This window comes from Desulfomarina profundi, assembly GCF_019703855.1.
Classification (GTDB): Bacteria; Desulfobacterota; Desulfobulbia; order Desulfobulbales; family Desulfocapsaceae; genus Desulfomarina; species Desulfomarina profundi.
Map to the genome: position 1 here is coordinate 1,607,795 of NZ_AP024086.1, position 23,744 is coordinate 1,631,538.

General features: G+C 45.8%; 23 protein-coding genes, 1 tRNA gene and 1 pseudogene. 11 read left to right on the plus strand and 14 right to left on the minus strand.

Annotation, left to right across the window (positions count from 1 at the left end; translation table 11 throughout):
- Window positions 1-87 precede the first annotated feature (87 nt).
- Both LO777_RS07430 and cutA read right to left on the minus strand, forming a co-directional pair.
- A complete protein-coding gene (locus tag LO777_RS07430; RefSeq protein ID WP_228856887.1) occupies window positions 88-294 on the minus strand; it encodes a hypothetical protein in 207 nt (68 codons plus the stop codon).
- Window positions 291-611, minus strand: a complete 321-nt coding sequence (gene cutA / locus LO777_RS07435; protein WP_228856888.1) for a divalent-cation tolerance protein CutA — start codon at window positions 609-611, stop codon at window positions 291-293. Before cutA ends, LO777_RS07430 begins: the two co-directional genes overlap by 4 nt.
- 87 nt (window positions 612-698) lie before the next feature.
- On the opposite strand from cutA, the gene LO777_RS07440 reads away from it, so the two are divergent.
- The 3 genes from LO777_RS07440 (at window position 699) to LO777_RS07450 (ending at window position 3,136) form a co-directional block, all read left to right on the plus strand.
- Window positions 699-1,493 carry a type III pantothenate kinase gene (locus LO777_RS07440; protein WP_228856889.1) on the plus strand — a complete coding sequence of 265 codons (795 nt, stop codon included), beginning with the start codon at window positions 699-701 and terminating at the stop codon, window positions 1,491-1,493.
- Entirely contained in the window at window positions 1,493-2,419 is a 927-nt protein-coding gene (locus LO777_RS07445) for a S66 peptidase family protein (RefSeq protein ID WP_228856890.1), read from the plus strand. Before LO777_RS07440 ends, LO777_RS07445 begins: the two co-directional genes overlap by 1 nt.
- Window positions 2,420-2,575: 156 nt before the next feature.
- Window positions 2,576-3,136, plus strand: a complete 561-nt coding sequence (locus tag LO777_RS07450; RefSeq protein ID WP_228856891.1) for an SH3 domain-containing protein — start codon at window positions 2,576-2,578, stop codon at window positions 3,134-3,136.
- Window positions 3,137-3,301: 165 nt separating this feature from the next.
- Here LO777_RS07450 and LO777_RS07455 read toward each other — a convergent pair whose 3' ends face one another.
- Window positions 3,302-6,214 (minus strand): DEAD/DEAH box helicase, encoded by a 2,913-nt coding sequence (locus LO777_RS07455; protein ID WP_228856892.1) that lies wholly within the window; start codon window positions 6,212-6,214, stop codon window positions 3,302-3,304.
- Window positions 6,215-6,389: 175 nt separating this feature from the next.
- Here LO777_RS07455 and LO777_RS07460 point away from each other — a divergent pair, with 175 nt between their 5' ends.
- The 5 genes from LO777_RS07460 to LO777_RS07480 all read left to right on the plus strand — a co-directional run bounded on the left by LO777_RS07460 (window position 6,390) and on the right by LO777_RS07480 (window position 10,711).
- On the plus strand, window positions 6,390-8,081 hold the full coding sequence (locus tag LO777_RS07460) for a prephenate dehydratase domain-containing protein (RefSeq protein ID WP_228856893.1): 1,692 nt from the start codon (window positions 6,390-6,392) through the stop codon (window positions 8,079-8,081).
- Window positions 8,082-8,157: 76 nt separating this feature from the next.
- On the plus strand, window positions 8,158-8,808 hold the full coding sequence (locus LO777_RS07465; protein ID WP_228856894.1) for a zinc ribbon domain-containing protein: 651 nt from the start codon (window positions 8,158-8,160) through the stop codon (window positions 8,806-8,808).
- 222 nt (window positions 8,809-9,030) lie between these two features.
- Window positions 9,031-9,107 (plus strand) — tRNA-His (locus tag LO777_RS07470).
- A gap of 256 nt (window positions 9,108-9,363) precedes the next feature.
- Window positions 9,364-10,164 (plus strand): alpha/beta hydrolase, encoded by an 801-nt coding sequence (locus LO777_RS07475; RefSeq protein ID WP_228856895.1) that lies wholly within the window; start codon window positions 9,364-9,366, stop codon window positions 10,162-10,164.
- Window positions 10,165-10,216: 52 nt separating this feature from the next.
- Window positions 10,217-10,711: a deoxycytidylate deaminase gene (locus tag LO777_RS07480; protein ID WP_228856896.1), complete on the plus strand. Its 495-nt coding sequence runs from the start codon at window positions 10,217-10,219 to the stop codon at window positions 10,709-10,711.
- Window positions 10,712-10,731: 20 nt separating this feature from the next.
- On the opposite strand, the gene LO777_RS07485 is transcribed toward LO777_RS07480, so the two are convergent.
- The 4 genes and pseudogenes from LO777_RS07485 to LO777_RS07500 form a co-directional block, all read right to left on the minus strand.
- A complete protein-coding gene (locus LO777_RS07485) occupies window positions 10,732-11,097 on the minus strand; it encodes a hypothetical protein (protein WP_228856897.1) in 366 nt (121 codons plus the stop codon).
- A 3-nt stretch (window positions 11,098-11,100) separates the two neighbouring features.
- Complete coding sequence (locus LO777_RS07490) at window positions 11,101-12,822, minus strand: hypothetical protein (RefSeq protein WP_228856898.1); 1,722 nt, start codon at window positions 12,820-12,822, stop codon at window positions 11,101-11,103.
- A 25-nt stretch (window positions 12,823-12,847) separates the two neighbouring features.
- A pseudogene (locus tag LO777_RS07495) lies at window positions 12,848-14,376 on the minus strand (YifB family Mg chelatase-like AAA ATPase).
- 33 nt (window positions 14,377-14,409) lie between these two features.
- Window positions 14,410-15,165: a tRNA1(Val) (adenine(37)-N6)-methyltransferase gene (locus LO777_RS07500; protein WP_228856899.1), complete on the minus strand. Its 756-nt coding sequence runs from the start codon at window positions 15,163-15,165 to the stop codon at window positions 14,410-14,412.
- 477 nt (window positions 15,166-15,642) lie between these two features.
- Here LO777_RS07500 and queD point away from each other — a divergent pair, with 477 nt between their 5' ends.
- The 3 genes from queD (at window position 15,643) to LO777_RS07515 (ending at window position 18,338) form a co-directional block, all read left to right on the plus strand.
- A complete protein-coding gene (queD, locus tag LO777_RS07505; RefSeq protein WP_228856900.1) occupies window positions 15,643-16,014 on the plus strand; it encodes a 6-carboxytetrahydropterin synthase QueD in 372 nt (123 codons plus the stop codon).
- 38 nt (window positions 16,015-16,052) lie between these two features.
- Window positions 16,053-17,333 carry a Vi polysaccharide biosynthesis UDP-N-acetylglucosamine C-6 dehydrogenase TviB gene (gene tviB, locus LO777_RS07510; protein ID WP_228856901.1) on the plus strand — a complete coding sequence of 427 codons (1,281 nt, stop codon included), beginning with the start codon at window positions 16,053-16,055 and terminating at the stop codon, window positions 17,331-17,333.
- Window positions 17,334-17,402: 69 nt separating this feature from the next.
- Complete coding sequence (locus LO777_RS07515) at window positions 17,403-18,338, plus strand: molybdopterin-binding protein (protein WP_228856902.1); 936 nt, start codon at window positions 17,403-17,405, stop codon at window positions 18,336-18,338.
- 102 nt (window positions 18,339-18,440) lie between these two features.
- On the opposite strand, the gene LO777_RS07520 is transcribed toward LO777_RS07515, so the two are convergent.
- The 7 genes from LO777_RS07520 to LO777_RS07545 form a co-directional block, all read right to left on the minus strand.
- Window positions 18,441-18,737 (minus strand): Smr/MutS family protein, encoded by a 297-nt coding sequence (locus tag LO777_RS07520; RefSeq protein WP_228856903.1) that lies wholly within the window; start codon window positions 18,735-18,737, stop codon window positions 18,441-18,443.
- Window positions 18,730-19,296, minus strand: a complete 567-nt coding sequence (locus LO777_RS19995) for a glycosyltransferase family protein (RefSeq protein WP_268907529.1) — start codon at window positions 19,294-19,296, stop codon at window positions 18,730-18,732. Before LO777_RS19995 ends, LO777_RS07520 begins: the two co-directional genes overlap by 8 nt.
- Window positions 19,293-19,889, minus strand: a complete 597-nt coding sequence (locus LO777_RS20000) for a glycosyltransferase family protein (protein ID WP_268907530.1) — start codon at window positions 19,887-19,889, stop codon at window positions 19,293-19,295. The genes LO777_RS19995 and LO777_RS20000 overlap by 4 nt, the downstream gene beginning before the upstream one ends.
- Window positions 19,890-19,903: 14 nt before the next feature.
- Window positions 19,904-20,878, minus strand: coding sequence for a Gfo/Idh/MocA family protein (locus LO777_RS07530; RefSeq protein WP_228856904.1), 975 nt, complete (start codon window positions 20,876-20,878; stop codon window positions 19,904-19,906).
- Window positions 20,879-20,985: 107 nt separating this feature from the next.
- Entirely contained in the window at window positions 20,986-21,693 is a 708-nt protein-coding gene (locus LO777_RS07535) for an ABC transporter ATP-binding protein (protein ID WP_228856905.1), read from the minus strand.
- On the minus strand, window positions 21,686-22,477 hold the full coding sequence (locus LO777_RS07540) for an ABC transporter ATP-binding protein (RefSeq protein ID WP_228857349.1): 792 nt from the start codon (window positions 22,475-22,477) through the stop codon (window positions 21,686-21,688). Before LO777_RS07540 ends, LO777_RS07535 begins: the two co-directional genes overlap by 8 nt.
- Before the next feature lie 40 nt (window positions 22,478-22,517).
- Window positions 22,518-23,741, minus strand: a complete 1,224-nt coding sequence (locus LO777_RS07545; RefSeq protein ID WP_228856906.1) for an ABC transporter permease subunit — start codon at window positions 23,739-23,741, stop codon at window positions 22,518-22,520.
- Window positions 23,742-23,744: the final 3 nt, after the last annotated feature.

Here is a 23,744-nt window from a genome sequence, read left to right on the forward strand (position 1 = left end):
ATAACATGTTTTTAAAAAGATGTGCGCATACTATTGCATTTTCGAACAATGCGCAATATCTCTTGGTTGTGCCCAAAAAACCTCCTTCTACATCATACGGATACGTTCACAGTCAGGGCAGATCCAGGTCGGCCCGTTGCTGATCCCCCACTTGTTTTCCTCAAAGCATTCCTTGCAGATCTGAAAGCCGCAGGGACAGCTCCAACAGAATTCCTGCTTTTTCCCGCAACAATGACACTTGTACTCCCCTATTTTCCTTCTCCTGTAATTTTTGGTCTTTTCCTGCTTTTTCACCCTTCAATCTCCCCCGTTGCCCAGTGGTGATATTCATTACTGCAATGACTCACCGGGACGGCAACAATTTCCGGCAAATCGTAAGGATGCAGCTCCTTTATTCTTTTTTCCACCAGATCATATTTAGATGCTGTTGTTTTCAGTTGCAGAAGATACTCAACAGATTTTTCTGTTTTTCCCTCCCAGCGGTAATGGCTCTGTATAGGCCCGGAAAGCTGGCCGCAGGCAATAAGATTTTCGGCCAGGAGTATCTCTGCTATTTTTTCTCCATCCCCTTTCCTTTCGAAAGTAGTTGAAATAATAATGAGAGAATGCATATTATACGCCTCCAGTGTTATTTTCCGGTTGTATGCATCGTTTTGCCCCTGCATTCAACCATACTTTTTCCGACAGCGTGGTGTTACATGTTCTTCGTTATTGATATTGGCAATTCCCATACGGTTACCGGGCTCTACAGCAATGATAAACTTATTGGTCACTGGCGCTTTAAATCCAATAGAAAAAGCACTCCGGATGAACTGGCTGTACTGCACAATGCCCTTTTCACCATGGCAGGTATTGATAAGACTGCCATAAAAGGTGTTGTACTTGCAAGCGTCGTTCCCACTCTCGAAACCGCCTGGCTCGGCTGCTGCACAAAACATTTTAATTCAAATCTCGACAAAAAGATCTTTGTGGTCGCCGTCAATGACATTAAAGATCTGATTTCGGTCAAATTAAAAAATCCGGGCGAAGTGGGTGCCGATCGTCTGGTTAACGCCATCGCCGCCTGGAACGAGTTTCAGACAAGGCTCATTGTCATCGACTTCGGCACAGCCATCACCTTTGACTGTATCACTGAAAAATGTGAATACACAGGTGGACTGATTATTCCAGGTATTGCCATATCCCTGGAGGCTCTTGCCACCAGAACCGCAAAACTGCCGCACATCGATGTTTCTGAAAAACCGCCATCAGTTATCGGCAAAAACACTGATCATGCCATGAAAAGCGGTATTTTATACGGGTATGGTGCAATGATAAACGGTCTTATCGAGAATATCCGTATGGAAATGGCCCCAGGGGGAGAAAAAGTCACCGTCATTGCCACGGGTGGCATGGCAAAGGTTATCGCCCCATTCACCACTGCCTTTGATCATATCGATCCTATGCTTACCCTGAAAGGCCTGGAAATCATATATAAAAAGAAAATTTTGTAATGGCTCCCTTACCTCTCTATCCTCCACCCCTGAAAAAAGGTGATACCCTCGCTGTTATAGCTCCCGCAGGGCAGTTGCAGGAGCCTCAAAAGTTTGCAAAAGGGATTTCCCTGCTCGAAGAAATGGGTTTTTCCGTAAAATTTCCAAGGGATTTATGGCCGGGAAATGACTATCTGGCCGACAGCGATGAAAACCGCGCCCACGAATTCAATACATTTATCAATGATCCCGAAACAGCCGGACTTATTTCAATGCGAGGTGGATTCGGTTGCCTGCGCATGCTGGATAAGATTGATCTCGGGCAGATCGCCGGCCATCCGAAAACTATCCTGGGCTTTTCTGATATTTCAATTCTCCACAACTACCTGCATACCAGAACAGGCCTTGTCTGCTTCCATGGACCTGTCCTGACTTCCCTTACCACCCTGACTTCACCTGCGCTTGAAAGACTGTATCATTCTCTTACCGGTCAATGGCGGGCACCAATACATACACGAAAGATAGAAATTCTCCGGGACGGCACGACCTCTTCAGGAAGATTGCTCGGTGGAAACCTGACAAGCCTTGTTACTCTACTGGGAACTCCCTATGATTTTTCCTGGGACAATGGTGTTATTTTTCTGGAAGATATCAATGAACCACCGTACAAAATTGACCGTATGCTGACCCAGCTTTTTCTTGCCGGAAAATTTGACGACCTCTCCGGCCTTATTCTAGGGGATTTTTCCCTCTCCTCCCACGAGGACACCCTGGAAAAAATCCGCTACAGAGAACAGGTCTGGATGCGAATACTTGAGTTAACCGGGCGATTCGCATACCCGGTCTGGGCAAATATTCCCGTAGGTCACTGTCCGGATAATTACACCCTTCCACTGGGTGCAACGGTAGAAATGGACAGGGAAAAAACCCGGCTTCTCTTTCATTAAGACTCACGATTTCACTGCATTATCCGGTTATCCGGTCCTGTGTCAGTTACGACGGGTATCATCAGCATATGTTTGACTTGATTGTAGAAAAATGCTATAGAGAAATACCGGTTGTTAATTGAATGGTCACAGTGACATCTGCCGGCTTGTAAAGAGATGAGACGAAAGGATGACGGCCATTACCCGATCCTGCCGGAAACAAGAATTACTTACATAAAAAATAAAAATATCAGAATCCATACAAATACCATGATTTTTTCAAATTCAACAAAAACTTCCCTCCGCATACTCCTGGCATTAATCATCTTCAGTTTCTTCATATGCCCCAATGTCATTGCAGCTCAGTATGTCAGTGTAAAAAAAGACAATGTAAATGTAAGGACAGGTCCATCAAAGGATAACCCCGTTTCCATGGAGCTGTTTGAAGGATATCCGCTGAAAGTCATAAAAAAACAGGGTGACTGGTATAAGGTCATCGACTTTGAAAATGATTCCGGCTGGATCCACAAAAATCTTGTCACCACCGGTGATACGGTCATCGTCAACGCCAAGAAGAGCGTGAACATGAGATCGGGCCCATCCACAAAAAGCTCCGTTGTCGCCGATGTGGAAAGAGGTGTTGTACTGACTAAAATCTCCCGTAAAGGAAAATGGGTGGAAGTAAGACACGCAAGTGGAACGGTTGGCTGGATTTACAAACCCCTGCTCTGGCCCTGATTCCAATTCAACTGAATTCAATCCAGGTTCAGGCCGGATTTTGTTCTGCTCTTTACCGGGCATTATGAAATCCGGCTTTTTTTATTCCATAACCTTTGACGTGGAGAGCCAGGCTTGTTTGATTTTAAGGATAGACAATCAACATGTTCACTGGAGAATACAAAATTACCGTAGAAGTATGGTGGCGATTTGGCGGTCGAGTGCAAGAGGGAGTCGGACTTCCTTTCCCGCCTTGTTTTTAAATAAAAAATATCCATTTTCCAGTGCATAATAGAGAAGGTCGCGGGTTAATTCCACATCGTCTTTACAGTATCTTGCGATGAGCTCTATTTTCCCCTCCCTGTACCACTGCAGTGCCTGGAGGCCATCTGCTGATTTTTTTCTGCCCAGTGTGGTGGCTGCCAGGCGATCGAGGCTCAGGCGATATCCAAGGTATTTCTGTACTTCGGCCAGCAGGTCGAGGTTAGGGAGTTGTGTCAGGTCTCGATCCGTATATGCCGAGATTACCCTGTTGTCAAAGCGAATATTGTTAAATCCCACAATAAGATCCAACCGATGGAGATGATCGATAAAGTCATCTATCTCCTCTTCCAGGTAAGATACATAACTGTCAAGCCGTGAGTCATAGATTACCGCCACGGAGATGCCCATTTTCTCGCAATGCGCCCAGCCTCCCACCTCCTTTGCTGAACGGATTGTCTCCAGATCAAAAACACCAAAATGTTTGGGCAGGCTGTTCAGACCGGTTGGGTAGGAGTTTGTCTTATTTGCTTTCTTTTCCTCCTGGTTGATCATATTTTCAGGATCAAGGGGATTGGCAAAGATATGGCCGAAAAATTCCAAGCAGGCCTGTTTATCTATCGGCCTGTTCCCTGAACCGCATTTGGGTGAATGGACACAGGATGGACATCCGTTCTCGCAGCCACAGGTCATGATAACCTTATATGTTTCCCGAAGCAGCTCCTCTGCCCTGCCATACGCTGCCCTTGCCAGCCCCACGCCTCCCTGGTGCCCGTCGTACACGAAAATAGATCCTTTCTCCGTCTGATCATGGACAGGGCAGGAAATACCGCCGATATCATTGTGGTCACAGAGAACAAGGAGGGGGAAAAGGGCTATTATTCCATGCTCAAAGGCGTGAATTGCCCCCATAAAATGAAGCTTTTTTTCTTCAAGATATGTCCTGGTTTCCTGCTCCACGTCAAACCAGATACCTTCCGTTTCTATGGTCTGTTCAGGAAGATCGAGATCTATGGTCGACATGGTTCTCTGTGTTCTTTTGTTCTTTTTCTGATAACCTGTAACCTTTTCCATCACTTTGACCCTGCCCAGAGAAACGGTGAGCCCAAAACAGGTTTTCTTCCCATATACCTCCAGAATTTCAGTTCGTTTACTCACCATTGGCCGGGTATAATAATTTGGTGATTCCCGACGGACAACCACCTCCCCTCCCTCCAGGTCAAGGTGTTCGACCAGTTGTACCATTCCCCTGTGAATATAAACCGCACCGGGATGGCATTCCTTCAACGCCCTGGTGCTGTCAATTTCCCCGGTAATCTCCCCTCCCGGCAGCTCAATAATCACAAGCTGTCTGCCGCCACCCCGCAGACTCACAAGTCTCTGGGGGTATTTTCTGGTGGAGAGCCAGCAGCCGCCCGAACCGGTCTCAAGCAGGACGCCTTTTATTGTCATTTCAACTACTTTTTCCCTGATTTTGCTGTTCTGAAGAAGAGGCTCATTTCTTTTCAGCGAAAGTTCCGCACTGCAACAATGCAGGTGTTGAGCCGAGATAATATCATTTTCAGGATTAAGGACTGCAGATTCAGGTGCTCTCTTGAAAAAATCTTCTGGATTTCTCATAAGATACTGATCAAGCGCATCTTCCTGGGCAATAAGAATAACGGCGGACGACCTGCCCCCCCGACCTACCCTGCCCCCACGCTGCCAAGTGGCCATCACGGAGCCAGGGTAGCCCACGAGGATACAGAGATCAAGATCACCAACGTCTATACCAAGCTCAAGGGCAGATGTGGATATGACCCCGAGCAGGCGGCCGGAAAATAACCTCTGTTCGATGTCTCTTCGTTCTTCCGGTAGAAAACCGGCCCGATAAGCACTCAGTTTATCGGCCAACTGCCCAAGTCTCTCGGAAGTCCAGATGGCAATCAGTTCTGTCATCTTTCTTGACTGGGTATAGACAATGGTTCGCAGTCCCCTTTTCATTGCCGCCTCCAGGAGTCTGCTGGCACTGTATGCGGCACTGTCCCAGGGGTTGATCATCAGAAAATGCTTTTCCGATCTGGGCGCTCCACTTTCTTCAATTACTTTGACAGAACGATCCAATAACAATTCTGCAAGTTCCCCTGGATTGCCGATAGTGGCAGAAAGCAGAACAAAAACAGGTTCTGCACCGTACCAGGAGGCTATTCTCTGAAGTCGTCGAAGGAGCCAGCTCATATGACTGCCCAGCACCCCCCTGTAACTGTGAACTTCATCAATAACTATATAACGCAACCTGGCGAAGAAATTTGCCCAGCTGTCATGGTATGGCAGTATGGAGAGGTGCAGCATTTCCGGATTGGTCAAGAGTACAGGCGGTGGATCATTACGTATCTTACGCCTCATGTAGGGGGAGGTGTCTCCATCAAACAGTGCAGCAATTGGCCCGTTTTTCGGGTTTTGCCCCCCGCCTGCCAACTGTGCCAGGCTTTCGAGGGTATTCAACTGATCCCTTGCCAGGGCCTTCAATGGGAAAACGTAGATTGAGGTGCCGGGGATATCCTGATTCAGTTCATCCAGGACCGGGAGGTTATAGATCATGCTTTTACCCGAGGCGGTGGGTGTCGCCACAATAATATCATGACCCTGCAGAAGATACCGGATAGCCCTGGACTGGTGTGAAAAAATATTTTTTATTCCGGCCTTTTTCATTATCTCCCGGGATGTTGGAGATAGATCTGTTGCTTTTTTTGAGAATTTTGCAGGAACTCCGTCTATTTTTTTATGGAAGACGACCTGGGGCCCGAACCGGGGAGAATTTTTGAGAGAACTGATATATTCTGAAACATCCGGGTCCATAAATAATACCGGCTTACTCCATGGTTTCGGCTCAACCGGGAAACAAAATGTTGCTTAAACGATGAGGAAAGGATATTTTCTGTTTTCCTGCGTAATTCGGAGCATAATTGAAAACAGGAAATAAATAATAATAATAAATTAAAAACAAAAAATAAAAAATTACCCTTTATCAACAATGGTCACTATTGCAACCATGGGCCCTTCAGGCTCTAACAGTGTACTCGCCGCAAAACAGTATGATCCGGAGGCAGATTTAAAACTCTACCTAAAATTATCCGACTGTCTTGACGCGTTTAAACGAAAAGAAGCCGACTTTGCGCTCATCCCTGTCTATAACACACGGGAAGGTGAGGTAAAGGAATATTTCCGGCTGGTTGCAAAAATGGAAGAAGGTTACTGGATTGATAATGTTGTCCTGCCCATCCACCTCTCTTTTGGTATTTTCCAGGGAAATAATCCATCCCAGGTCAAGACAATTGTTGGAAGAGGCCCGGTATTCCGCCAATGTGACGAATATATTGAGGACAATTACCCGGATGTGACCCTGATGGCCGTTCAGAACATCGAAGAAGCCATGGAGGAAATCCGCAGGGAAGAAAAAAGCGGTTATGCGGTTATCGATTCCGAACAGTTACTGGAACAATACGGCTTTCAACTTATCGCAAGAGAAGTTGTTTCCCATAACCGTACACGGTTTGCGGTGATTGGAAGAAGTATCGCGCCCCAGACCGGCTATGATGCCACGGCAATTATCACCCACCCTCTGCGGGACCGGGTGGGCATGCTGGCTGACATCCTGGGAGAATTCACCAGAAGAGGCATTAATATTCTTGATCTCCAGTCTGAAAACGACATCAAAACGCAGAAACTGCGGATCTATGTCGAAATTGAAGGACATATCGAAAACAACAATATTTCCGAAGCCATACAAACCATAGAAACGACCGTAATCCAGGAGGAATCCGCTCTCAAGATCCTCGGCTCTTTCCCCAGGGTTGACATGCGGGTGAAAAAGATCAGGAATTTTGGTTTTATCGGCAGTGGCGATATGTCTCAATGGTTTGCAAAAAGACTGGAAAACGAAGGATATGAGACTCATATTTCAGGAAGGACATCAATTATCCCGCCTGAAAAGATGATCAAAGAGGTTGATGTGGTCATTGTCTGTGTTCCCATCTCTGTTACAGCCAAAACAATCAAACAATATGGCCCACTTTTAAAAAACGGCCAGGCTCTTATAATTCTTGCGGGAGAATCGGAAAAGACCATACAGGCTGCCCTGGATTCCACAGATCCCGGTGTAGAGGTTATGTTTGTCCACAATCTCTGGGGCCCTCAGGCCCTGACCATGAAGGATAAAAACGCGGCAATTGTCAGAACCCCGAGAAGCGGCAGTTTCTGCAGTGAATTCGAGGCATTTTTATATAAACATGGGGCCGATATCTACCATGACTCCGCCAAAAAACATGATCTGCTCATGGGAGTGGGACAGAAACTGCCCACAGCCATTTCCGTTGCCCTGGCAATGACTCTTAAGCAGTTTGGTATAGAAAGCCGGGATATAGACAGCCACTCGACCCTCACCTCCCTCTACGGTATTCTTGCCATGGCCAGGGTTCATAACCAGAACCCGCGCACATATGCCGAAATTATGGCCACAAGGGGTGAGGGCGAAAAAATTGTCCGCAGTTTTGCTGAGAATCTGCGGGCCATTATTGACAGGGCCGAGCATGGCGATATTAATGAACTTTCAGAAATTATGGAAGAAAACAAAAAATCAATGTCGCCCTCCTTTCTTCGGTCCCGAATGAAACAAGCCAAAGCCGTTGATGATGTTATGAGCCGGCCGGATATGAAAATGCAGTAATTCATGTAACTGTTCCGTGAAATCAGAGTATCATGAGATTAAACACGGTTTTTAATTTTATTGAGGAGTGTTGTTTATGATGTCCTGGGATTTAAAAATACTGGAAGAAGTAAAAATCTGCCCCCACTGCAACAAAAAACTGACCTGTTGTGAGGCTCCGCAGATCCACGTGGGTGACGGTCTCGGCTGGGGCTCGGAAGTCCTGTTCATCTGCCTGAACGATGAATGTTCCCTCTTTGTCAAAGGCTTTGATTACCTGGAGGAAAAATTTGGCCATCGGGCCTCCTACAGGTATATGGAACTCCCCGGCTCAAAAGAGAGCAATGTCATGATGGTCGGAAACAAGAATGCTTTCAAGGGCAGTATTATCAATCCGGAGGTTATCAGGCAGCAAAACAAACGATACAGAAAGGAAAAGGAGGCCAAGGAAGCATTAAAGACCTGTCTTGAAGAAAAAAATCTCGAACCTGTTCTTACCCTGCTGCTTGACGAAGCCGCCATGAAAAGCACCAGGGTCGAAGCCCTGGACTATCTTGCCAGGCTCAATGATATAGCCTGTATTGATCCATTGAGAAACCATACCTTCAGAGACAGCTCAATGGAACAGAGTGTTAATATGATCCTGCAGAAGATCCTGCAGGCCAATTATAAAAAAGAATGTCCGTTCTGTGCCGAAATAATCAAATCCCAGGCAAAATTGTGTATGCATTGCGGCAAAGATGTGTAAAATAGCAGGTCACAGGGTGCCGGAACCTTCCACGATCAGCCCGGCTTACGTATGACCTGGGCGCTTCGCCTTTGATGCCTCATATCTCCGGCAAGATTACCAATTGCAGGATCGAGGTTATAATAAAAACACAAAACCGTCTTTGATCCATGATTATATCTTGCAAAACAAAAACTGACCGGGTATAAAAGACACGCGTTTCAGATGATGAAATTCAATGTGGTGAATGTAGCTCAGCAGGTTAGAGCATCTGGTTGTGGCCCAGAAGGTCGGGAGTTCGAATCTCCTCATTCACCCCACTTTACGCATACAAGGGGTGGTTCCGGTATTGATGGAACAACCCCTTTTTTATATGAAAGTGAAGAAAATGAATGAGCGATTGCATCACTTTCATCGTTCGTTGTGGCTGTGATCCATAATTTGGTCCAGCCATGCTGGTTATCTGAAAATCTCGCTACCTAAGGTCGCTTTGCCGCAGTAAGATTTTCATTCGGTTTTTGCAGGTCTATTCCGTCCGTAAAAGGCTCTTCCGGAGCAATTAAAAGCGATATTAAAATGGATACTTACTCAAAACTCGACAGTGATGCGATTCTCTCAACCCTGTTTCCCCCGACGGATAAAACAAAGAATACGTCTTCTGACAGTGGAATTTCCGTCCACCTTCATCCATCCTGCTCCTGCCGTCTATTTTACCAAGATAAGGAGAATCCGGTTTTCCTCAGTTTTCTGCCGGAGGAATCAAAAATGTTCGCAGAAACCCTAATCCAAAACGGTATTAACATCTTTATGATCACAGTTAACCCGTATAATCCGAAAAAAGGACAACCGACAATAACAGCCCTGATGAGTTCACTGTCGAAAATCCTGGAGAAAATAAAAGAGTGTATGGCCGACAATAAGTTGACCGGAAAACTTTTTGTCAACGCAAAATCGATAGGATCTGCATTTGCCCTGGAACTGGCCAGTAATTTTCCGGATGAATTCAAAGGAGTAATCCTTGAAAGCAGTGTCTGCGATACCATCCCTTTCCTGGAGGCAGCTGGAGTAGAGAAGGACAACCTCGGCTTTTCAGAAGACGAAGGCTTTAATAATTTGAAAAAAATTGAGAAAATCAAGCTGCCCACCATGTTTCTCCATGGCTCCCGTGATACACTGGTAGCTCCTGCTCTTGCTGAAAAACTTCAGGCATCTTCGGGGGCGAGAACCAAACAGTTTCATCTGGTTCCCGGAGCGGATCACTGGTCAGTGGCAGAGGCTGCCGGAGACTTGTACTATCAGACAATAAAGATTTTCGTGGATAGTGTCTGCGGAATCAATACCTGGCGGCAGCGACGGAGGAAATTTCGCAAGTCCTAACACAGACAGATACACATTATCCCTTTAAAACACTCTGAGAAGGAAACATAGTATGAAACGAACCGACTACCTGTCCTGGGATGAGTATTTTATGGCCGTGGCCCTGCTGGCCGCCCAGCGAAGCAAGGACCCCAATACTCAAGTGGGTGCATGTGTTGCCAACGAACAGAACAAGATTGTCGGGGTCGGGTATAATGGTTTTCCCTGGGGTTGCTCCGATGACGAACTGCCGTGGAATCGCACCGGCGCCTTTCTTGACACTAAATACCCCTATGTCTGCCACGCTGAATTAAATGCTGTTCTCAATTCAATTTCCAAAGACTTGAGAAACTGCAGAATCTACGTGGGACTTTTCCCCTGTAATGAATGCACGAAGGTAATTATTCAATCAGGCATTAAGGAAATCATTTATCTTTCTGATAAATACAAGGACAGTGACCAGGTAAAGGCGTCAAAAATTATGTTGAACTCCGCAGGCATCGCCTATCGCAGATTGAAAACAGAGCTGAGGAGTATAACTATCAGTCTGGTGCCACCGGAGTTATAGCATTCTTTATCCGATACAACTTATTTTATCCTGCGCAAACCACCCTTTGTTTTTTTCTTTTCCGGTTGTGGAGTCGGAGTAGCTGAAACATTCGCTCCCATGTCAAGGGGCTGGACAAAACGCTCCTCCCCACCCATGGTAAAAATTTCCTGTCCAGTCATCTGCGGTATCCGAAGTGTCCAGGTTACCTTCTGGGGTGGAATGGACAGTATAGTGAAATGAAGGTGATACCATTCATCCTTCCTGGTTGGATCTCTTTTAAGATTGTTGACATATCCATACATGAGCATCTGGGGTTCTTTCGCGGCAACCAGGATAATATCACCCATATCAATTGTTTTTTTAAAATTGATCAGCCCCCGCAGTTCTTTTATCAGCTTTTCCATTTTTTATTCTACCACCTTGATTACCGATTCAATCACAACCCGATCTCCGTCAAAATAACTTCTGGTGGTTGTCTGGTCGAACATTTTCAAACCATCCAGGATCGGGTTAACAAGTTTTTCAAGGACAACTCGCACCTTTACCGCAGCTTCCCTGTCCTCTATTGCCATAACTGTGCCTGTAAACTTCAGGACAGATTTCAGGATATCAATGAGTTTTGCATTGTCTGTAAAACTTATGGAGTTATTTTCTTCAAGAAGCTTCTCCTCCATTTTACCGGAGGGATGATTCTTCAGCAGCCGTATTCCCATTTTATCGGAATCTATAATCTCCCTGGCTGAAACCCTGCCGTTACCCACATACAGATAGCTGTCAATAAAACCATAAAGAGGTTCCAGCCCGTCTTTTGGTGATATCGTCCAGGAATAAAAGGCCCGGGATCCGTACTTATGTCTATCCATGGGGATATCATACCTGTTGACAATGCTTTTCAACATCTTTTTCATTTCTTCCGGTTGTGCCACTTTAAAAATCATCAAGCCATAGGGCAGTGCCAGTGAATCTTTGGCATCGTTTTTCATGAGGATATAACTGATTTCATGACCGAAACGATCTATAAACTCAACAATGTCCTGCCCTGTCAGCTCCCTGATTGTCTCAGAAAAACGAATCAGTTTTTCATCATGGGTGAAGACATGTTCACCATAAAGGCGGTAAAGCAGTTTAAAATTGATTGTATTCGTCCAGTAAAACAGCAGTGGTTTTTCCGGAGAAAATTGTAAGGTATCGCAAACTGAAGGCGCTGTTGTTGTCTGATCTTCGACAATTTTGCTCACCATTTCCGGATTAAATGTGACAATAATCCGGTCGCTGATAAATGTACCGTCTCTTCGGGCACCGTAAACGGCAGATATAAACCCCTGGGTCGAAGCCACTTCCTTTCTGAAAACATCTTTTCCGGAAAAATCACAGGATTGCAGGTGCTCTAACAGCAGCTCCCTTGTATGTTCCACGGAAAAATAGACAAACTGATCAGTATTATCATATTGATGACGTAACGTCAGGTAGTCCCTGTTTTCAGCAAGTGAAGGGAGTTCCCCATCGTAGGTATCAATGCATTTCCTCAACAGTTTTTCAGAAAAACTGCCAAGAAAATATCCATTCAGAACGACAGTTGAAAAAGTCTCCCCCTCCACTGTTATTCTTTTTATAAAATGATCACCGTACTGGCGGGTAGCGATAACGATTTCATCCTTGTTTCTGGCAACATTTTCTGCGATTTCCTGTATGATGCCGGCGGGATGAGCAGGCCTGGCAATAATAACGCTGCCCTGCCTGAAAAAAGTCATACCATCATGAATCTCTGGCTCGACGGGTTGACAGAAGGCAAAGACAACCTTGTGATTGAATATTTCTTTCACAAGTGGATTATCACTGCCCTTTTTCATTGCCGCATCAATTGTTTCAAAAATCTTCATTTCAGATTCCTGAAGGTCCAGTGATTTGCCCACCTCGGCAAAATGTATCATTTTCAGAACCTTTCCAAACCTGGAATGCCCGGCATTCTGCAGGAACCGGCTGAAATTATCCTGTTCAAGATAAAATAGACTGTTTTCCGGTAGAAAACGGGCCAGATCACCGTATTGAGCTGGGCCAATCCGCCAGACAAGCAGATAAACAACGACCAGCAATAAAGATAACAAGGTCAGGAGGGTATTCTGTTTCACTGGATGTTCCTCGAAAGAGTTGGTCTCAGGCCAACCGACGATATTGGATGGCTTCCGCGATATGGTTGGCGCCGATTGACTCTCTGCCATCCATATCCGCAATTGTTCGGGCAATCTTTAAAATTCGATGATAGGCTCTGGCCGACAGTCCCAATCTGTCGACACTTTTTTCCAGAAGTGCCGAAGAAGCTGCATCGGTTTTACAGAACTGTTCCACCTGCCTTGAGTTCATCTGGCTGTTACAGTATACAGCAGGCCAATCACCAAATCGTTTTTTTTGTATTGTCCTTGCAGCATCAACCCGCGCTTTCACCTGCAGGGATGTTTCCGTCTGCTCATTGCTGCTTATTTCATTGTAATTGAGCGCCGGAACTTCCAGATGAATATCAATCCGATCCAGGAGAGGGCCGGAAATTCTGCTTTCATATTTGTGAATCTGCACACTTGTACAGTTGCAGCGATTTTTGCTGTCCCATAAAACCCGCAGGGACATGGATTCATGGCAGCAAACAGGGAAAACCTTGCCGGGAAAGTCAGGGCCATTTTAGCGCGTACAATGGTTACCGTCCCCTCCTCCACGGGCTGTCTTAAAAGTTCCAGAACATTTTTCTTAAATTCCGGCAGTTCATCAAGAAAAAGAACCCCGTTGTGGGCCAGAGACACTTCTCCAGGCCTGGGTGAGGTTCCACCCCCGATCAGCCCTGCATCCGAGATGGAATGGTGGGGAGCGCGAAAAGGGCGTGCAGTGCAGAGCAGGCTTTCCCCGGCTTTCTTTCCGGCAATCGAATATATTTTGGTGGTTTCCAGAATTTCATCAAGACTCATATCCGGAAGAATTGTGGGAAATCTCTTGGCCAGCATTGTTTTTCCAGAGCCTGGTGGTCCTTTCAGAAGAACATTGTGACCGCCGGATGCGGCAATCTCAAGGGCTCTTTTCACATGTTTCTGCCCTTTAATATCCGAAAAATCAACTCCGTACTCAACATTTTCCGTCAGGGGTGTCCCACTGAGGGGTGGAATTGGTGAAATATCCACCAGACCGGCTAGATACTCGACAACTTCCGGCAATGTCGATACGGGAATCACATCAATCCCAGGCGGGCTCACCCGTGCCTCCTCCATATTTTCCACAGGGACAATTATTTTCGAGATACCCTGTTCTCTTGCCGCCAGTATCATGGGAAGAACCCCGTTCACCTTTCTGACACCACCGTCAAGGGACAATTCTCCGACAATACAGAAGGTCTTATGGCGTGATCTGTCCATGACCAGGGTTTCAGTTGCCTCAAGAATGCCGACGGCAATAGGGAGATCAAATCCAGAACCCTCCTTTTTGATATCGGCCGGGGCCAGATTGACTGTTATCTTCCTGCTTGGAAACTCATAACCACAGTTTTTGATCGCAGCCTTGACCCTGTCTCTGCTCTCCCGTACAGCACTGTCAGGTAAACCTACAGTTGCAAAAACCGGCAGACCAAGGGCCACATCAACTTCCACCTCAATCAGCCAGCCATGGATACCAATAACCGTACATCCTGTAATTTTAGAAAGCATTCAATCCCTGTTCACTGATATTTTTCATCACATTCATTCGTAGTAGGAAACCACTTCCTGATCATATTCACCATTCTTCTCTTCATATATATGCAATGGGCGCATGATATCAACACCTGGACCACCGTTTTTAAGGAAACTGATCAGGACAAGTTCCGCGCTCTTTCCCCTGCCGGGATAGCTGTAAACAAACCTGATCTGTTTTGGCTCAAGGCCGTACTTTTTCGCATCCTGTATCAGTTCAGCCAGTTCAGTTGCCGGATAAATAAAATAAACCGAGCCCCGATTTTTTACTGCCGCTGCAGCCACAGCCAGAAATTCAGTGAGTGAACAGGAAATCTGATGGCGGGCAAGCAGGGATTCCTCATTGACTGAAACCCTCCCGCGGCCGGAACGATAAAAGGGGGGATTACAGATAACCTTTGAAAATGACCCACGCTGGCAATAATCAAAAAGATTCCTGATATCTGCTCGATATACAGAACAGCTTCTGTCAAAACCGTTAGCCATGAAATTTTTTTCGGTCAGGGCGGCCAGAGAAATCTGAATTTCAACAGCAGTGATCGATGCAATCCTGCTGCCATGTCTATACATGAGAATAAGTCCGAGAATACCGCATCCACTACCCAAATCCAGAATGCAGTCTCCCTTTTTCACCGTCGTAAAATGAGCCAGAAGTACTGAATCAATCGAAAATCGATAGCCCTCTTTATGCTGGTAACAGACAAGTCTGCCGTTAAAAAGTGTATCTTCGGTAAGCTCACGGTTTTCCCTGTCATGATCGACCATTAATTACCACCTTTTTTTCCTCTCCACTCTTGATAAAAACCACATCTCCAAATAAGCTGCGTTTTATGAATGATGGACTCGTAAAAACTCCGATCTACTGCGTTGTGGGGTGATCGTGTAATGCTCGACGTACTCTATGTACGCCTGCGCTTACACGACACCGCCACGCCTTGTATATCGAAGTTTTTCCAGAGTCCATCTGAGAACGTTGAACGACTTTTTACGAGATCATCATGAATATTTATTTTAAAAAAAAAGTGCTTTAAAGGGGTGGACGTATTAAATAACTCTACCTATACATTTTAATTCGTGAGCGAAAACCTCACCTCAGCAAGTGATTTGTCTGAATTAATTTATGTTAAATATTTTAACCGTATTTTCAACATATTAAAAAAATAAATTCACAAAGCGGTCTCGAAATCAGACAGACCATAAATGTGAAGCAATGAACTCCCACCTGAAGGAGCTGAAGATACCATGTATGATATTTTTATAAAAACCCATTTTGCCGGTGCCCATCATTTACGCGACTATCCCGGAGACTGCGAAAAGCCCCATGGGCATAACTGGAAGGTCGAAGTCATGGTCCGTGCGGCAGAACTTGACAACTGCGGTATGGGTATCGATTTTAAAATTTTAAAAAGAATCGTAAAGGAGGTTATTGACAAACTCGATCATCATGACCTCAATACCCTTCCCTGGTTCCAGGAAAAAAACCCTTCTTCGGAGCATATAGCCGAATTCATTTTTGAAGGTGTCAGTGATCTGCTCCCCGACGACAACTGTTCTCTGCAGAGAGTCATGGTCATGGAAACAGATAGCCAGGGACTCTATTATTACGGTAAATAAATATATTCACATACAATGTTCAGAAACAAGGATTCTTTATGCTGACCCTTGATACAGTAAAACTTGGAATCATAGGACTGGGGTATGTGGGTTTACCCCTTGCTGTTGAATTCGGCTCGCGTTACCCCACAATCGGGTTTGATCTCAACCTCAATCGTGTTACCGAGTTACAGGATGGAAAAGACAGCACCCTTGAAGTATCAAGTGAGGAACTGCGCAAAAAACGGGATCTTCTGGGATTCACTTCAAATCCTGCAGACCTCCGAGCATGCAATGTTTATATTATTGCAGTCCCCACTCCCATTGACTCATACAAACGCCCCAACCTCAAACCGCTGGAAAAAGGATCGGTGACGGTTGGAAAACTCCTCAATCCCGGAGATATCGTTGTTTACGAGTCCACGGTTTATCCCGGGGCCACGGAAGAAGTCTGTGTCCCGATTCTGGAAGAAGTATCAGGGTTGCAGTTCAATAAGGATTTCTTCTGCGGATACAGCCCGGAACGAATCAACCCGGGTGATAAAGAACACAGGCTGCCGTCCATCGTGAAAATCACATCCGGCTCGACTCCGGAGATTGCTTCATTTGTAGATTCACTCTATGCTTCCATCATTACCGCCGGAACGTTTTCAGCCAGTTCCATCAAGGTGGCCGAAGCGGCAAAAGTTATTGAAAATACCCAGCGGGATGTCAACATTGCTCTTATCAACGAACTTGCTCTTATTTTTGACAAGCTCGGTATCAACACCAGAGAAGTTCTTGCCGCCGCCGGAACCAAGTGGAATTTTCTCCCCTTCCAGCCCGGCCTTGTCGGCGGACACTGTATAGGTGTGGACCCTTATTACCTGACCCATAAGGCGCAGGAGGTCGGCTATCATCCAAATATGATTCTCGCAGGGCGACGACTGAACGATTCCATGGGCGAATATATCGCCTCCGCGGTCATAAAAAAAATGATCAGGAAAGGAATTGACGCGGCCGAAGCGCGGATCCTCGTTCTGGGCCTCACCTTCAAGGAAAACTGTCCCGATCTCCGAAATACCAGGGTTATCGATATAGTCAATGAACTCGATGAATATGGAGTTGCGGTGGATGTATATGACCCCTGGGTCAATCCTGAGGAGGCAGAAAAAGAATTCGGCATTGACCTGGTCGCTCATCTTGATAACCAGCGTTATGATGGTGTAATAGTCGCTGTTGCTCACCGCCAGTTTGCAGAAATGACAGTTGAGGATTTACAAAAACTGTGCCGTGATAAACACGTTATATATGATGTAAAAAATCTTTTCCCCCCCGATAAGGTTGACGGTTCCCTGTAGCGCAGGGAATCACGCCGACATAAACGAAACTCCCGCCCGAGCGGATTTCACAATATAGAAGGTTGAGCAATGTTAAAAACAGTACCTGTTGAAGAAGCAGTTGGGATGGTTCTCCCCCATGACGTCACGGAAATAGTTAAAGATGAGAAAAAGGGCGTTGCATTTAAAAAAGGCCATATTATCAGAAAAGAAGATATCAATTATCTGAAAAGGCTGGGAAAAGATAATATTTACGTTCTCTCTCTTACGGAAAATGAAATCCATGAGAACGAAGCCGCTGTTGTTCTGGTAAACGCTCTTGCCGGAAAAGGGGTTGAATATCCCGACCAGCCGGCCGAAGGGAAAATAGCCATTAAGGCTGCTTTTGACGGTCTGCTACGAATTCATAAAGACAATCTTTTCCGATTCAATATGCTCGGTGAGGTCATGTGCTCGACCCTTCACGACAACACTCCGGTACGCAAAGGAGAAGTCGTGGCTGCAACCCGGCTCATTCCCCTGATTGCGTCTCGGAAACTGGTTGAAAAAGCAGAAAAAATTGCTGGAAAAAATGGAGGGACCGTAGAAGTTATCGCACTCCCTGAAAAGAAAATCGGGCTGGTCATTACCGGCAGTGAAGTCTTCCATGGCCGAATTGAGGATAAGTTTGAAGGCGTACTGCGCAAAAAACTTGAACTGCTTGGCTCAACGGTAACAACTGTAAAAATGGCCCCGGATGATCCGGATATAATTGGTGCTGAAATAAAAAACTGTATTGAGGCGGGAGTCGACTGTGTTGTCACAAGCGGCGGCATGTCTGTTGATCCTGATGATGTTACCCGCGAAGGCATCCTGCGTGCCGGAGCCGTTAATGTTGTCTATGGCACCCCGGTTCTGCCCGGAGCCATGTTTCTCGTGGGAAAAATCGGTGACGTTGATATCCTGGGACTGCCCGCCTGTGGTATGTATCACAAGATCACTGTATTTGATCTTGTCCTCCCCGAATTCTCACGGGAGAAAAGATAGGGAGAACGGAGCTGGCGGAACTCGGCCATGGCGGGTTGTGCAGAAACTGTAAAACCTGCACATATCCCGTTTGCAATTTCGGGAAATAACAACAGGACACCCTCAATCAGCCAACTCCCTGAGGTGGACAACGGTTGCGCCCCAGCTACCGTCAAAAAGATTTGCTGACGAATATGAAACAACATACCCGTTTCTGTCGAGCAATGCCTGAACAGTTCGTCTGAGTACACCCTTTCCTTTACCGTGAATAATTTTTACACGGTAAATTTTCAGGCGAACACATTCCTCTATATAATCAGGAACAAGGGTCTTGATATCTTTTGGAGAAAAGGCATGGAGATCCAGAACACCATCAATCTCCAGTTTTATTGTCATATTATCGTAGGTAAGCTCATCCATTCAGCGTTTTCTCACCCAGGATCTCAAAAACCAGATCCGCAGCCTTCTCAGAAGCCCCGGCACCTCCGAGTTTTTTTCTCACTTCTTCAAGAGACTGCAGAACTTCTTTTCTTTCTTCAGTTTCTCCCACAAGCAATAAAAGCTGCTCTGCGATCGTTGCCGCCTTAACTTCATCCTGTAAAAGTTCTGTTACAACCTTTTTTCCGGCAATGAGATTAACCAGAGAAAAATATTCAAGTTTTACCAGAAATTTTGCCAGCATATAGGTAATTTTTGAGAGTTTATAGGCAATCACCATGGGGGTGGAGAGAATGGCCAATTCAAGGGTCACAGTGCCGGATGCAGCAACCACCGCCTGACAACTGTTCATGAGATTATAGTTGTCTTCAGCGACTACCCTGATATCAAGAACAGCTCTGTACCGGCTGAGACCGGCTTCGTCAAGATCGTTTTCCGAAAGGGTTGAGGCAAGGGGAACAAGAAAAACCGGAGGTTGTTCTCTCAGGTTGGCCGTGATTATTTCTGCCGCTTCAAGAAAAACGGGAAGCAGTGACCTCACTTCCTGTTTTCGGCTTCCGGGAAGCAGACCGATGCAGCACTTACCGGGGCAATATCATATTTTTCATAAAATTTTTCACTGGTCAGTGTCGGCCTGACACTGTCCAGCAGGGGGTGGCCGACATACCTGGCATCAACGCCTCTTTTTTTTAAAAAAGATTCTTCAAAAGGCAGAATGACCCCGACTTTATCGGTACGTTCTCTGATGATTTCTGTTCGGCCCTGTCTCCAGGCCCAGACCTGGGGTGGAATATAATAAAATACGGGAATTCCAATCTTTTTTGCTTTTTTGGCAAGCAACAGGTTAAAATCGGGTAAATCGATAAGGATCAGAAGATCGGGAGGATCCAGAACCATTCTTTTTTTCAGGATGGACTGGGCGGAAAAAATATCTTTCAGGCGGGCAACGACTTCGACGATTCCAACCACGGAAACTTTTGCAGCATCAAAGAGGATCTCAACTCCAAGGCTCTTGAGTTCATTGCCTCCCATGCCGCAAAACGAGAGATCTGAAGAGCGCGACTGCAGAGCCCGGACAAGGTTGGCACCATGGAGATCACCGGAGGCCTCCCCGGTGACAATCATTATCTTCATCTCATTGAAAAAGTTTATGGCTGTTTCAATTCTTTAAACAGGGCAAGCTGCTGATGCTCCTTGATCTGCTCTATGACCTGCAGGGCAACATCCAGTGCCCTTCGGCCTTCCAGCCCTGACACAACTGGCTTTGAGCGGTCTTTTATGTGGTGAACAAATGACTCTATTTCACTGCGAAGGGCATCTCCACCACTGAACTCTTTGACATCTATTTTCTGCTTGGGCATACCACTTTCCTGCAGTTCATCAGAAAGCTCTATGATCATCACCTTTTTATTGCCGAAATCCACATTGATGTACGAACCGGGCTGGAAAATACGCATTTTCCGCATATTGGTCCGCGATATCCTGCTGACGGTAACATTCGCTGTCGCCCCGTTTTCAAAGATTAACCTGGCATTGGCAATATCAGTGGTTCGGGTTGCCACAGGTGCTCCAACCGTATGGATGGTCTTGAGAGGAGATTTGATAATATTCAATATAATATCAATATCATGGATCATCAGATCCAGGACAACATCAACATCTGAACCCCTGTTCTTAAATGTTGCAATCCTGTTGCTCTCTATGAAAACCGGGGTTGTGAGAAAAGGTTCCATGGCTTGGACGGCAGGATTGAATCGTTCAAGATGCCCCACCTGCAGAATAAGATCATTTTTTTCAGCTTCTGCAATTAAACCGTCCGCTTCCTCAAGAGTTACCGTTATCGGTTTTTCCAGGAGAATATCCTTGCCGGCCTTGAGACAGTCCAGTGCCACTTCAAAATGTAAAGGTGTCGGCACAACGATGGACAGAGCATCAATCTCGGGGAGAAGCGTCCTGTAATCCTGAAAAAACTGACAATTGCACTCCCCGGCAACCATCTGGCCTTGGTCAGAATCCGTATCCGCTATGCCAACCAGATTAACAGATTCAATATCCGCATATTTCTGGGCATGAAACCTGCCCAGGTATCCGGTACCAATAACACCAACATTTAACATTGTCATAATTGATGGTCTCGTAAAAAGCTGAGCATATCAGTTATATGAGAGCTTTTTTATTTTCATTGCGACTCAGAAATCGAGTTAAAAGGCTATTTATGGTTAAGCACTGACTAAATACCAAGATAGGCCTTCTGGATTTCGGCATTCCCCAAGAGCTCTTCAGCTCTGCCTGCAAGGGTTATCTTTCCGTTTTCCATCACATAACCTCTGTCGGCAATATGGAGTGCCTGGTTGGCGTTCTGTTCCACAAGAAAAATGGTTGTACCGCTCTCTTTATTAATTTTCTTTATAATTTCAAAAACCTGCTTAATGACAAGAGGAGCCAGCCCCATGGACGGTTCATCCAGCAGCATCAGCTTGGGCCTGGCCATAAGGGCCCGGGACATGGCAAGCATCTGCTGCTCTCCCCCTGAAAGCGTTCCGCCGTCCTGATTTTTACGTTCGGCAAGAATCGGAAAAAGATCAAAAACATAGTCAATATCTTTTTTTATTTCCTGATGATCCGATCGGAGAAAGGCACCCATGTCAAGATTTTCCCTTACAGTCAACAACGGAAAAATATGCCGCCCTTCGGGAACCTGGCAGATTCCCATGCGAACTATTTCATCCGGTTCCTTATCCTGAATTTCCTCGCCAAGAAAAGATATTTTCCCCGCACGGGAGGGTACAACCCCACAGATCGTCATGAGTGTTGTGGATTTGCCGGCCCCGTTGGCACCGATCAAGGTAATGATTTCGCCTTCGTTAATTTCCAGGGACACATCCTTAATAGCCAGGATATTCCCGTATCCAGCCTGTACATTCTGTAATTTAAGCATCGACATCTTCCCCCAGGTAGGCCTTGATAACTGCAGGATTTTCGCGGATTTCAGCAGGGGTTCCCTGGGCAATTTTCTTACCGTAATCCATTACGAAAATCCTGTCTGACAGACTCATCACCAGCTTCATATCATGTTCTATCAGCAGGATAGCCTGGCCATCGGCGGATATCTCTTTTATAAGTTCAACAAGTTCCAGAGTTTCTTGTGGATTCATTCCTGCCGCCGGTTCATCCAGAAGCAGAAGGAGTGGTTCTGTTGCCAGGGCTCTGGCAATCTCCAGTCTTCTCTGCCCTCCATAGGGTAGATTTTCTGCAAATTCATTGGAATATTGCTCAAGTCCAACCTTCTGCAGGATGGCATAACTGGTCTCAAGAATAGACTGTTCCTCTTCACGGGTAGCCCTGTTCCTCAAGATCGCGCCAAGAATAAAAGCTTTTGTCCGGCAATGCCTTCCTATCATTACGTTTTCAAGAACCGTCATTTTCGGAAAAAGCCTGATGTTCTGGAACGTCCTGGCAAGACCTTTTTCCGTAACCTGATTCGGTTTCAGTCCTTTCAGACTTTCACTTTTTCCGGTTTTGGGAGAAGTTAACAGAACTTCCCCCGCTGTCGGCATATAAATACCTGTCACACAATTAAAAAAGGTCGTCTTACCGGCACCGTTCGGACCTATGAGGGCGACAATCTCTCCGCCATATACATCAAGATCCAATGCATTCAGAGCACGAATACCTCCGAAATCCATGGTCAGGCCGGTAACATTCAATATCGGACTGTTCATCATCAAGGTTTTTTTAAATTATTTATTATTTATTTATTTTTTATTTTCTGTTTTTCAGGTCAATATCCTCTGCCTTATACGTCCGGCGGATATTTGCTATCATTCCCTGCGGCCTGAAAACCATCATAGCAACCATAACGCCACCGAATGCAAGCATCCTGTACTCAGACAGGGCCCTGAGATACTCCGGCATTAGAATAAGAATCAAGGCACCCAGGATGACACCGACAATCGACCCCATACCTCCCAGGACAACAATGGAAAGAATAATAGCTGACTCAAGAAAGGTAAAACTGGCCGGATTGATAAATGTGGTTTTTGCGGCAAAGACCACCCCCATGAGTCCCGCCCAGAACGCTCCCAGTGAAAAGGCAACAAGCTTGGTTTTTCTTTTATCAATTCCCATGGCCTGACAGGCTATCTCATCCTCTCTCAGGGCAATCCATGCCCGGCCCAGACGTGAATCCTGAAGCCTGTTTACCACAAAAATCGTGACAATCACGCCCAATACCATAAGGTAATAAATATAAATAATGGATGCTTCCAGAGACAGATCAATACCGAAAAATCCGGGTCTCGGGATATTGGAAATACCACTGGGCCCTTTGGAAAATTCCCCCCAGTTTTCAAGAATAAGCCTGATTATTTCTCCAAAACCAAGCGTCACGATCGCCAGATAATCCCCGCGAAGCCGAAGAACAGGAAACCCGAGAAGAATACCAAAAAGAGCAGCAAGACAACCGCCTAATGGCAGAACAGTCCAGAAACCGAGATGAAAGTGAAGATTCAAAAGAGCATATGAATAGGCACCCACGGCATAGAAGGCAACAAACCCCAGATCCAACAGACCGGCCATGCCGACAACGATATTCAATCCAAGTCCCAGCACCACATACATCAAGGCGGTGATCATCACGTTTGTCTGATACGAAGAAAAGACAAATGGAAAAGCGATGGAAAATGCCAGAAGAACAGTCACCAGAATATTCTTTTTCTTTTTATCCATCAAAAGAGTATGGATAAAACTTTCAGCCTTCTGTTCTTTCTTTTTCTCAGATGTTTTCGGCTGTAATTGCCTGTATTTGTAAAACCTGATCAACAGGTAGATCAGGAATGTACCAACTGCCACATAGAGCACATTATTCCATCTCCAGCGAATAATCCTTTCAATAGGGTCGACCTTGATAACCATCAGGGGAAAGGTCAAAAAGACAAACCAGAGGGAAATACCAACGGCTTTTTTCAATTCTTTTACTGAAATCATTGT